General features: G+C 37.0%; 11 protein-coding genes. All 11 read left to right on the top strand.

What is annotated here, in order from left to right:
* The first annotated feature begins 115 nt into the window (after positions 1-115).
* The 11 genes from PTQ27_RS10750 (at position 116) to PTQ27_RS10700 (ending at position 12,469) form a co-directional block, all read left to right on the top strand.
* On the top strand, positions 116-868 hold the full coding sequence (locus PTQ27_RS10750) for an SDR family oxidoreductase (protein WP_273748673.1): 753 nt from the start codon (positions 116-118) through the stop codon (positions 866-868).
* Positions 869-897: 29 nt separating this feature from the next.
* Positions 898-2,088, top strand: coding sequence for a tryptophan synthase subunit beta (gene trpB, locus PTQ27_RS10745; RefSeq protein WP_273748674.1), 1,191 nt, complete (start codon positions 898-900; stop codon positions 2,086-2,088).
* 1 nt (position 2,089) lies between these two features.
* Positions 2,090-2,899 (top strand): tryptophan synthase subunit alpha, encoded by an 810-nt coding sequence (gene trpA / locus PTQ27_RS10740; protein ID WP_273749047.1) that lies wholly within the window; start codon positions 2,090-2,092, stop codon positions 2,897-2,899.
* A 188-nt stretch (positions 2,900-3,087) separates the two neighbouring features.
* Positions 3,088-4,497 (top strand): YdgA family protein, encoded by a 1,410-nt coding sequence (locus PTQ27_RS10735; protein ID WP_273748675.1) that lies wholly within the window; start codon positions 3,088-3,090, stop codon positions 4,495-4,497.
* 120 nt (positions 4,498-4,617) lie between these two features.
* Positions 4,618-7,482, top strand: a complete 2,865-nt coding sequence (gene polA, locus PTQ27_RS10730; RefSeq protein WP_273748676.1) for a DNA polymerase I — start codon at positions 4,618-4,620, stop codon at positions 7,480-7,482.
* A gap of 116 nt (positions 7,483-7,598) precedes the next feature.
* Positions 7,599-8,240 (top strand): outer membrane lipoprotein periplasmic chaperone LolA, encoded by a 642-nt coding sequence (gene lolA / locus PTQ27_RS10725; protein WP_273748677.1) that lies wholly within the window; start codon positions 7,599-7,601, stop codon positions 8,238-8,240.
* Positions 8,241-8,322: 82 nt separating this feature from the next.
* Positions 8,323-8,631, top strand: coding sequence for a trp operon repressor (gene trpR, locus PTQ27_RS10720; RefSeq protein ID WP_273748678.1), 309 nt, complete (start codon positions 8,323-8,325; stop codon positions 8,629-8,631).
* Positions 8,618-9,391, top strand: coding sequence for a monofunctional biosynthetic peptidoglycan transglycosylase (gene mtgA, locus PTQ27_RS10715; protein ID WP_273748679.1), 774 nt, complete (start codon positions 8,618-8,620; stop codon positions 9,389-9,391). The genes trpR and mtgA overlap by 14 nt, the downstream gene beginning before the upstream one ends.
* Before the next feature lie 9 nt (positions 9,392-9,400).
* Positions 9,401-10,120, top strand: a complete 720-nt coding sequence (gene nfsA / locus PTQ27_RS10710) for an oxygen-insensitive NADPH nitroreductase (protein ID WP_273748680.1) — start codon at positions 9,401-9,403, stop codon at positions 10,118-10,120.
* On the top strand, positions 10,117-11,040 hold the full coding sequence (locus tag PTQ27_RS10705; protein WP_273748681.1) for an ATP-grasp domain-containing protein: 924 nt from the start codon (positions 10,117-10,119) through the stop codon (positions 11,038-11,040). Before nfsA ends, PTQ27_RS10705 begins: the two co-directional genes overlap by 4 nt.
* 160 nt (positions 11,041-11,200) lie before the next feature.
* A complete protein-coding gene (locus PTQ27_RS10700; protein ID WP_273748682.1) occupies positions 11,201-12,469 on the top strand; it encodes a malic enzyme-like NAD(P)-binding protein in 1,269 nt (422 codons plus the stop codon).
* The last annotated feature ends 97 nt before the right edge of the window (positions 12,470-12,566 follow it).

The following is a 12,566-nucleotide window of genomic DNA, read 5'->3' as shown; positions in this document are numbered from 1 at the left end:
ATGTATTAGCGTACCTTCGTGGTACGCTTTTTCTTTTTTATCACTATATTTCTCTTGCATAATCCATTGTTTTGTACTACTTTAATAGTACATTTATATTTTTGAGGGCAAACGAATGAAAATCGCATTAGTAACAGGAGCAACCGCAGGTTTTGGTTTAGCTATTTGTAAATTGTTAATTCAATCAGGTTATAAAGTGATTGGCACAGGCAGAAGGAAAGAGCGTTTAGATGAACTGCATTTGCAATTTGGTGATAATTTTCTACCGCTTGCATTTGATATTCAAGACCCAAAAGCCGTAGAACAAGCTTTAAATAACCGTCCTCAAGGCTGGCAGCATATTGATCTATTAGTAAATAATGCAGGCTTGGCTTTAGGCTTAGAGCCAGCTTATAAAGTGGATTTGGCTGATTGGCACCAAATGATCGATACCAATATTAAAGGCTTAGTAACAGTTACTCGTCTGATATTACCCGAAATGGTAGAGCGTAATTCAGGGCATATTATCAATATTGGCTCCATTGCTGGTACTTACCCTTACCCAGGCGGGAATGTTTACGGCGGAACAAAGGCATTTGTAAAACAGTTTAGCTTAAATTTACGAGCAGATTTAGCAGGGACTAAGATCCGTGTTTCGAATGTAGAGCCTGGCTTATGTGGTGGTACAGAATTTTCAAATGTTCGCTTTAAAGGCGATGATGAAAAAGCAGCAAAAGTTTATGAAAATGTAGAATTTGTTCGACCAGAAGATATTGCTGAGATTGTGTTATGGCTTAATCAGCAACCAGAGCATGTCAATATTAACCGCATTGAAGTAATGCCGGTTGCTCAATCTTCATCGGCACTAAATGTGGTAAAAAATCATTAAAATAAAAAAGAATAATCAAAGGAAAAAATATGTCAGATACTCTTCTTAATCCTTATTTTGGTGAATTTGGGGGAATGTATGTTCCTGAAATTCTCGTTCCGGTCTTAAAACAACTAGAACAAGCTTTTGTTGAGGCACAAAATTCACCAGAATTCCAAGTAGAATTTACCGATTTACTCAAAAACTATGCAGGTCGCCCGACGGCATTAACCCTTTGCCGTAATTTAACCAAAGGTACAAAAACAAAATTATATTTAAAACGTGAAGACTTATTACACGGTGGGGCCCACAAAACAAACCAAGTATTAGGGCAAATTTTATTGGCAAAACGTATGGGAAAAACTCGCATTATTGCTGAAACCGGAGCAGGGCAACATGGCGTTGCTACCGCGCTTGCCTGTGCAATGCTCGGTATGCCTTGTATTGTGTATATGGGAGCAAAAGATGTAGAACGTCAGTCACCAAACGTATTCCGTATGCGTTTAATGGGAGCAGAAGTGATTCCGGTAGAAAAAGGCTCTTGTTCGCTAAAAGATGCTTGCTGTGAAGCAATGCGTGATTGGGCTGCAAATTATGAAACAACTCACTATTTAATTGGTACAGCAGCTGGCCCGCATCCATTCCCAACAATGGTCAGAGAATTCCAAAAAATGATTGGCGAAGAAACTAAACACCAAATTTTAGAAAAAGAAGACCGCTTGCCAGATGCCGTTATTGCCGCAGTTGGCGGTGGTTCGAATGCGATTGGAATGTTTGCTGATTTTATTGATGAAACATCAGTTAAATTAATTGGTGTGGAACCAGCAGGCAAAGGCATTGAAACAGGCGAACACGGAGCCCCATTAAAACACGGCACAACAGGAATTTATTTCGGAATGAAATCGCCGATTATGCAAGATAAAGACGGGCAGATTGAAGAATCTTACTCTATTTCTGCAGGCTTAGATTTCCCATCGGTTGGGCCGCAACACGCACACCTAAATGCAACGGGGAGAGCGGATTATGTCTCAATAACCGATCAAGAAGCCTTAGATGCCTTCCAAGCATTAGCGAAAAATGAAGGCATTATTCCGGCATTGGAATCTTCACACGCATTAGCTTATGCGTTAAAACTGATTAAGCAAGATCCTGAAAAAGAGCAGTTATTAGTGGTAAATCTATCTGGACGTGGCGATAAAGATATTTTCACGGTAGATAAAATTTTAAATGGAGAAAATTAAAATGAGCCGTTTTGATACTTTATTTACAGAACTAAAAGCGAAAAAAGAAGGGGCTTTTGTACCTTTTGTTACGCTATGTGACCCTGATTTTGAACGCTCGTTTGAAATTATTGAAACAATGATTGCTAATGGGGCAGATGCTTTAGAGTTAGGTTTTCCGTTTTCTGATCCGCTTCTTGATGGCCCCGTTATTCAAGCCGCCAATAAGCGAGCTTTAGATGGCGACTATAGCACGGATGCTTGCTTTAAAATGATTGAACAAATCCGAGCAAAATATCCTAATATTCCAATCGGTTTACTACTATGTGCAAATTTGATTTTTGTACCTACAGCAGATGTATTTTTCCAACGTTGCCAACAAACTGGTGTGGATGCGGTTTTAATTGCTGATGTGCCGGTGCTTGCTGCAGAAGAATTTAGTATTACTGCTAAAAAATACGGTGTTCAATCTGTATTTATTTGCCCACCAAATGCAGATCAAGAGACGATTGAACGTATTGCCCAATTAACAGAAGGTTACACCTATCTAGTTTCTCGTGCAGGTGTAACCAGTGCAGAAAATCAATCTCACGCCAGTAATTTAGATAATTTAGTGGAACGTTTAAAACAAGCAAAATCCGCTCCGATTTTGCAAGGCTTTGGTATTGCAAAACCTACACAGGTTAAAGAAGCACTACAGTTAGGTGCAGATGGTGCGATTTCAGGTTCAGCAATTGTGAAAATTATCGAAAGTAATTTGGGCAATCAAGCGAATTTAGTTAAAGAAATGGCTGAGTTTGTCAAATCAATGAAAGCTGCAACGAAAGCTTAATCTTACAAGCGGTTATATTTTCCAAATAATTTGCAAACGCTTTTAACGAAAGGTTAAAAGCGTTTTTTATAGGAAAAACGGCGAATTAAGAAAATATCTCAAGTTAATAGTTGAACAGATAAGAAAAAGTGGTAATCTACTCAGATACTTATCATTCTTAACATTCTATTTACAACGTAAGGAAAAATATGAAATTAACTAAAATTGCCACTTCAGTGGTTGCGGTTATTGGTGCAGTAGCCGTTGGCGGAAGCTGGTACACAGGTAAACAAGTTGAAGAAAAATATCATCAATTAGTTGAGCAGGCAAATAGCCAATTAAATGTAATTAATGCTCAGTATGGTAGCAATATTGCCATTAAAGATGTTCAAATCCAGCGTCATTTCTTTAGTTCAGATGCAACATATAGTTTAGACATTGAGATTGCTGATGAAAAACTGACTTTTATCGGTAATGATAAAATCCATCACGGCCCCCTGCCATTAAATCGCTTAGCTAAATTTAATTTATCGCCTGTATTAATGAGTGTGGAAAATAATGTACAAGCACCAGAACAGCTAAAAAAAATACTGGGTGAGCAATTAGGCACTGGTATTACTAATATTCACTATTCTGGCAAAGCTGATGGAGAGTTTACATTATCTTCAATTAATTTTAGTGATGAGACTGCAGCAGTAGAGGTTACACCACTTAAAGTAGAATATAGTTACGATCAAGGGACGAAAAATACAGAGGGTACAGTTTATTTAGATAATCTAAAATTCATCTCAGAAGAAGGATTTTTGCAACTACAAGGAATGTCTTATGATATCCAGACGGGAAAACAACAGGGATATGAAAATTTAGGATTAGGTAAAGGTAGTGCGAAGATTAAATCTGTTGAATTCCAATTCCAAGAAGCTGAACAACAAAATGCCAAATTATCACAAATTAAAGATATTGTGATTCACGGTGAGAATGCGTTAAAAGGCGATCGTTTTATTTCTAATGGTAAATTAGATGCAAGCTCTTTCAGTATAGAAGGTGTGGAGCTAGGCAAGTGGAAAATGGATATGGCTTATGATTTTGATGCCAAATTAGCAAATGATCTTATTCCTGCATTTTCAGAGCCAGACGCTTTAGAAAATAGTGAAACAGGCGAAATGCTTTTACAATTATTAGCCAAATCATTCAAATTCGATATTAATAATTTCTCTTTTGAAAAAGATAACGGTAAATTTGATTTAGCATTGCTCTTAAATGTTGCGTCATTCGACCTTCAAAACCTGAGTAATTATGATGAAATAATTAAAACGCTCTCACCGAGTAAATTTACATCTAATGTAAATCGTGAGTATGCAGAAGATATTATTCGCCAAATTGCGATGGTGAAAGAAAAATTAAGCGAAGATGAAGCCAAAGCAAGAGCTAAACAAGAAGTGGATACTGCTTTTGCAAATGCAGAGTTTAGCGGATTAAGAAACGTTGATGGTAAAAGTATTGGCATAGAACTTATTGCTGAAAATGGCAAGCTGCTATTAAATGGCCGTGAATTGACTGAAAATGAAATTCAACTCGCATTATTTGCAATTATGATGGGTGTTGGCGGTTCATTCTAAGAATTATCTTAAGCTAATAGAGCGTATTTCGGCAATGGCAGAAATACGCTTTTTTTATCCTTTTATGCCCTTAATCTTGTATAATAAAGCCAATATTTTATTGATAATAAAGAGATTTTTATGGCAACAATCGCACAAAATCCCCTCGTTCTTGTGGACGGTTCTTCTTATTTATATCGTGCATTTCACGCATTTCCTCCGCTAACTAATCGTAGTGGCGAGCCAACAGGGGCGATGTATGGTGTACTCAATATGCTAAAAAGCCTGATTTCACAAGTTGAACCAAGCCATATTGCGGTGGTGTTTGATGCAAAAGGCAAAACCTTCCGAGATGAACTATTCGAGCAATACAAATCGCACCGTCCGCCAATGCCTGATGAGCTACGTTCGCAAATTCAACCGCTTCATAAAATTATTAAAGCCTTAGGTATTCCACTTATTTCGATTGAAGGGGTTGAGGCTGATGATGTTATCGGCACCCTTGCAGTACAAGCTGCAAAAGATGGCAAAGATGTGTTAATCAGCACCGGCGATAAAGATATGGCACAACTGGTGAACGATCACATTATGTTGATTAACACAATGAACAATACCTTGTTAGACCGTCAAGGTGTAATTGAAAAATATGGTATTCCACCAGAATTGATTATCGATTTCTTAGCATTAATGGGCGACTCATCAGACAATATCCCCGGTGTGAAAGGGGTGGGGGAGAAAACTGCACTCGCCTTATTGCAAGGCATCGGTTCACTAAAACAGATTTATGAAAATTTAGACCAAATTGCTACCCTCTCTTTCCGTGGGGCAAAAACATTCGCTCCTAAATTAGAGGCTGAAAAAGCCAATGCAGATTTATCTTATCTGCTTGCTACCATTAAAACCGATGTAGAATTAGAGGTTACGCACGATCAACTTTTAACTCAGCCACAAAATCGAGCGGAATTAGCCACACTATTTGAACATTACGAATTTAAACGTTGGCTAAATGAAGTGAATCAAAATGCTAATCCATTAACACAAGTAGCAGCAGAAAAAGTTCCGAATAACTACCAAGCGACACAAGCGGTCAAAAAAGACGAAAAATTTGCAACTGCCACGCAAATTGAGATCGACCGTAGTCAATATGAAACGGTAGATACGGAGGCAAAATTTGCGGAATGGCTTAAAAAGTTACAATCGGCAAGTGTTTTTGCCATTGATACTGAAACCGACAGTCTTGATGCAATATCCGCTAATCTAGTTGGGATCTCATTAGGCTTAGAAAATGGCGAGGCTTGCTATATTCCGCTTGGGCATAAACAAAAAGCTCAGCCTCAGCAAGCGGATATGTTTGCAGAAGCAGAAGATGATAATGCAGAAACAGGCGAAGAATTGGTAAAAAATCAGCTAAATTTAACCTCTTGTTTAAACAAATTAAAACCGATTTTAGAAAACGCAGATATTAAAAAAATCGGGCAAAATATTAAATATGATCTAACCATTTTTGCCAATTACGGTATTGAACTGCAAGGTGTGGCATTTGATACGATGATTGAATCTTACACTCTAAATAGTACAGGTCGCCATAATATGGATGATTTGGCATATCGCTATTTAGGGCATAAAACGATTCCATTTGAGGAGATTGCCGGCAAAGGCAAAAATCAACTTACTTTTGACAAAATTGAGATTGAAAAAGCGGCGGAATATGCGGCAGAAGATGCCGATGTAACAATGAAATTACACCAAGTCTTATGGGAAAATCTAGCCAAAGAGCCAGAATTAGTCAAACTGTTTGATGAAATCGAAATGCCGTTGGTAAGCGTACTTTCTCGTATTGAACGCAATGGGGTATTGATTGACCCGAAAAAATTATTGGCTCAATCGGTAGAAATTGAACAACGCTTAAAAGAGATCGAGCAATTAGTGCATACGGAGGCAGGGCAGAGTTTTAATTTAGCCTCAACCAAACAGTTACAAGAAATTCTGTTTGAAAAATTAGGCTTACCTGTGTTGAAAAAAACACCTAAAGGGGTTCCTTCTACTAATGAGGAAGTATTAGATGAGTTAGCTCAAAAAGGGCATATTGTGCCGAAATTGTTAATGGAACATCGTGGGCTAAGCAAATTAAAATCCACTTATACAGATAAACTACCGCAGCTGATTAATAAAAAAACAGGGCGGGTGCATACCTCTTACAACCAAGCGGTTACAGCAACGGGGCGACTTTCATCAAGCGATCCGAATTTACAAAATATTCCGATCCGCAATGAAGAGGGAAGACGAATTCGCCAAGCCTTTATTGCCCGAGAAGGCTATAAAATTGTGGCGGCGGACTACTCTCAAATTGAGCTACGCATAATGGCACATCTCTCTAATGATGAGGGAATGATCGAGGCTTTCACGGAAGGCAAAGATATTCACCGAGCGACTGCCTCAGAAATTTTTAATGTTGCACTTGATGAAGTAACAAGCGAACAACGTCGTAGTGCTAAGGCGATTAACTTCGGCTTAATTTATGGTATGTCGGCATTTGGATTATCGAACCAACTTGGTATTGGGCGAGCAGAGGCACAAAAATATATGGATCTCTACTTCCAACGCTACCCAGCCGTACAACATTTTATGACCGATATTCGAGAAGTAGCAGCAGAAAAAGGCTATGTTGAAACGCTATTTGGTCGCCGTTTATATCTGCCGGATATTAAATCTAGTAATGCGATTTTACGTAAAGCGGCAGAACGGGTGGCAATCAATGCCCCAATGCAAGGCACAGCGGCAGATATCATCAAAGTGGCAATGATTGGGATTGATAAAGCAATTCGCAACAATGATGAAATCACAATGATTATGCAAGTTCACGATGAATTAGTATTTGAAGTGAAAGCCGATAAAATTGAGCATTACAGCCAGTTGATTAAAACAGAAATGGAAAAATCGATTAAGCTTAACGTCCCGCTAATTGCAGAGGTTGGTGTTGGCGATAATTGGGATGAAGCACATTAATCTATACAACCATATTATTTTATTGTATTGTTGTAGTAGTGCATTAATATGAAACTTTTAGTTATTTCATTGTCAAAGAAGAACCACTTATTCTTCTTTAACAATAAGGAAAACAGATGAAAACATTATTTAAAAAATCGGTATTTAGCTTGGCACTATTAGGTTTAGCAGGGAGTGCTTTGGCGGATGCTCAATCTGTTGCTGAACTACAACGTCGTTTAGAGCAGGTTAGTCAATACAGTGCAGACTTTGACCAAACAGTACGCTCAAGCAAAGGTAAAGAGATCCAAAAAGGTAACGGTAAGTTTCAAGTAAAACGTCCTAATTTATTTAGAATGGATACCAAATCACCACAAGAGAATTTGATTGTTTCTGATGGAAAAGATTTATGGTTTTACGATCCTTTTGTTTCGCAAGTAACGGTAAATACAGTGCAAGATGCGGTAAATAATACGCCTTTTGTGCTTTTAACCAGTAGCGATAAAAGCCATTGGGAGCAATATGATGTAACCCAAAATGCAGATACTTTTGTGCTTAAACCAAAATCGAAAAAAAGTAACTTAAAGCAATTTGATATACGTATTGATCAAGGTGGTTTGTTAAAAGGATTCAGCACGATTGAACGTGATGGACAAAGTAATTTATATATTCTAAGAAACATTACAACAGGCAATGTTTCAAACGAACTATTTAAATTTAGCGTACCAAAAGGTGCCGCTTTAGACGACCAACGTGGTGGTAAAAAAGCGAAGAAATAATAGATAAACAAGCGGTTGTTTTTAAATGATTTTTTGCAAAAAATAGCATTTTTATGACCGCTTGTTTTATTGAGGAAAAGGAATGAAAACACTTTATAACCAAAGAGATGCTAAAGAGTGGGAGCAGTTTTTAGTACTCTTAAAACAGGCTGTTGAAGAAGATAAATTAGAGCCGTTTTTCTCTCTATTTTTAACAGCGGATGAGCGAGGATCATTAGGACTTCGTTTGCAAATTGTACAAGCATTATTAGACGGAAATGAATCACAACGTGAAATTCAACAAAAGCTAAATACCAGTGCAGCGACAATTACACGAGGTTCTAATATGCTTAAAACCTTAGACCAAGATTTTTTACAATGGGTAAATGGTAGGGTAAATGGCAAAGACTAAAAGCAGATGGCTGACTAAATTATTTAAGAAGCTAATGCTTTTTTTTATACCTAAAAAAATATCCTCTAAAAAAGGCTGGCTATGGTTTATTTTTAGTCGAATTATAACTTTTTTTGGAAGCTTCTTTATTATTTTCACACTTTTATTTTCCATTTTTCCTGTGCCTTATTCATCTTATATGGTGCAAAAGAAAATTGAAAATGTGTTACAAGGTAACGATTATCAAATAAAAAAAGAGTGGGTTAATCTTAATAATATAGCTTGGCAAATGCAAATGGCGGTAATTGCTTCCGAAGATCAAAAATTTGAAAGCCATTTTGGGTTGGATCTCAAAGCGATAGAAACGGCATTGTTACATAATTCAAAATCAAAACAAGTACGAGGTGGTTCGACTATCTCACAGCAAACCGCAAAAAATATGTTCTTATGGCACGGTCAAAGTTGGATAAGAAAAGGCATTGAAGTACCTCTTACCATTATACTAGAGAAAATTTGGGGAAAGGAGCGTATTTTAGAAGTTTATCTGAATATTGCAGAATTTGGCGAGGGGATTTTTGGGGTTGAAGCTGCAGCTCAACATTTTTTTAAGAAATCAGCTAAAAATTTAACATTACAAGAATCTGCACTATTGGCGGCTTCCTTACCAAACCCTATTGTTTATAAAGTAGATAAACCAGGTCCATCTATGCGAAAACGGCAAGCTTGGATTATTCGCCAAGTAAATGCATTAGGCGGGAAAAATTATTTGAACAAGCTTTAGGAAATTAGAATGAATAGCAAACCTACCTTAGATACAATATTGTCTCATCGTTCCATTCGAAAATTTACGCAAGAACCTATTTCAGAAGAAATCTTCCAAACATTGATTAATGCAGGAAAAGCGGCATCAACGTCTAATCATTTACAATGTGTTAGCGTTATTCGTATTACAGATAAATCTATTTGTGAGGCATTAAGAGAAATTTCTGGTATGCAATATGTAGCAGATTGCCCAGAGTTTCTTGTGTTTTGTATTGATTTTAATAAACACAAACAGTTAGTACCAGAATCTCAATTAGATTGGGCGGAAGTAAGCCTAATTGGGGCTGTTGATACAGGGATGTTTGCTCAAAATGTATTGTTAGCTGCAGAATCTCTTGGGCTTGGCGGTGTTTATATTGGAGCATTGCGAAATAATATTGAACGGGTATCAAAATTATTAAATTTACCTGAGTATTGTGTGCCATTAGTTGGAATGTGTTTAGGGTATCCAGCACAAGAACCAGGGCTAAAACCTCGTTTACCAACAAGTTTAGTCTGCTACACTAATCAATATCAGCCATTAAATGAGCAAGAATTTGCAAAATATAATGCAAATTTAACCGCTTACTATGAAGCTAGAACAGGGCAACCACAACAATGGCAGGCTGCAATTGATAAAACCTTAAATAAAGCGGTTCGCCCTCATATTTTACCGTTTTTCAATCAAAAAGGTTTATTGAAAAAATGAGATGGCTAATGTTATGCCGTGAGCCACGCTTGTATAGTTGCCAAAAATTTAAAGAGGCTTGCACACGAAAAGGGATTGAATTAGATATTTTAGATCCTAACCGAATGTTATTAGCCTTAGATAATGGACGATTTGAACTTTTTTACCAATATGGTGAGGAGTATGATAAAAATTGTCCTCATCTTCAGAAATTATCCGAATATGATGCGGTATTGCCTCGGTTTGGTACTGCTAGCACTGAAATGGGGTGTTACGTTCTGCGACATTTTGAAGCCAAAGGAACACCCGTACTTAATCGAGCGGATGCCTTTGAACTTGCTCGAAATAAATGGAAAAGCTTACAAAGATTAATGGCTTATCAATTACCAGTGCCAAATACCTCATTATCAGGCAGTTTAGTTTCTGTTTCTGAACAAATAAATCAGTATGATTTTCCAATAATTGCTAAAGTTTTAAATGGATCACAGGGCAAAGGTGTGATGTTGTTTGAAAATCAAATAAATGCAGAAAGTGTGTTATCTACCTTTCATCAGCTTAGCGAATCTTATTTATGCCAACAATTTATTAGAGAATCCAAAGGGCAAGATATTCGAGCTATTGTGATTGGTAATAATATTGTTGCAGCGATGCAGAGAATTAGTGCTAGTAATGAATTTCGAGCTAACCTTCATCAAGGTGGAACAGCTCAACCTATTCAATTAACAGAACAAGAACAAAAAATAGCGATAAAAGCAGCCCAAGCAATAGGCTTAGATATGGCTGGAATCGATCTTCTACGAACACAAGACGAAAGCTTGATTTTAGAAGTAAATGCCAGCCCAGGCTTTGAAGGAATAGAGCAAGTGAATAGTGTTGATATTGCAACAGAAGTTATCAATTATTTATTAGCTAAAATTCTAGCTATACCTAAATTTAGTTAATTTAAGCGGTTGTTTTTAATCATTTTTTTACAAAATCGAATTATTTTTTGTAAAAATGTTAAAAATTAGAGTTTAATCAAAAAAATAAAAATTTTTTGCGGTAGAATACAGCAATTAAAACTTGTGATTACTTAATTAGTTAAAAATATAAGGTATTAAAATGAGCGATTTAAAACAACAAGCCCTTGATTTCCACGAATTTCCTGTTCCTGGAAAAATCTCAGTCACACCAACCAAATCATTAACAACTCAACACGATTTAGCCCTAGCATACTCTCCTGGCGTAGCAGAACCTTGTTTAGAAATTGAAAAAGATCCATCAACAGCACGTCGTTATACGGCAAAAGGCAACTTGGTTGCAGTTATTTCTAATGGTACAGCAGTGTTAGGTTTAGGTAATATTGGTGCTTTAGCCTCTAAACCGGTAATGGAAGGAAAAGGTGTATTATTCAAAAAATTTGCAGGTATTGATGTATTTGATATCGAAATTAATGAAACAGATCCTGAAAAATTAGTGGATATTATTGCTTCATTAGAACCGACATTTGGTGGAATTAATCTTGAAGATATTAAAGCACCAGAATGTTTCTATGTAGAGAAAAAACTACGTGAGCGTATGGGGATTCCAGTATTTCACGACGATCAGCACGGTACCGCAATTATTGTAGGTGCGGCTGCACTTAATGGTTTAAATATTGTAGGTAAAAATATTGAAAATGTACGTTTGGTTGTAAATGGGGCGGGTGCTTCTGCGATTGCTTGTACCAATTTATTACACTCACTAGGCTTCAAAAAAGAAAATATCACAATGTGCGACTCAAAAGGTGTTATTTTCAAAGACCGTGGCGACAAAATGGACGAAACCAAACAATTCTATACAATCGAAGATAATGGTTGGAGAACGTTAGCTGATGCGGTTGCTAATGCAGATGTATTCTTAGGTTGCTCTAAAGGTGGTGCATTAACTCAAGAAATGGTAAAAACGATGGCAAAAGATCCACTCATTCTTGCTTTAGCGAACCCAATTCCTGAAATTACCCCTGATGAAGCAAAAGCGGTTCGCCCAGATGCGATTGTGTGCACCGGTCGCTCAGATTTTAATAACCAAGTAAATAACGTGCTTTGTTTCCCATTCTTATTCCGTGGAGCATTAGATGTTGGTGCAACAACAATTAATGAAGAGATGAAAATGGCTGCAGCAAAAGCGATTGCAGATTTAGCAAAAGAACCAGTTCCGTTTGAAGTTCTTTCAACATATGGCGAATTATCATATGGCCCAGAATATGTAATACCAACACCATTTGACCCACGTTTAATTGTTAATGTTTCTATTGGGGTAGCGAAAGAAGCAATTAGAACAGGTGTTGCCACTCGTCCAATTACAGACTGGAATGCGTATGCAGAACAGCTCAAAAAAATAATTGCTTAATAAGTAAAAGCTGCATTTTGTAAACTACACTTTAAAAGTTGAATACAACTTAACGATTAAAGTGTAGTTTTTTGTATGCGGACTAAAAAACTGGCAA

Origin of the sequence: Mannheimia cairinae (assembly GCF_028649535.1) — a bacterium.
Classification (GTDB): Bacteria; Pseudomonadota; Gammaproteobacteria; order Enterobacterales; family Pasteurellaceae; genus Mannheimia; species Mannheimia cairinae.
This window is presented reverse-complemented; position numbering and strand designations above follow the sequence as displayed.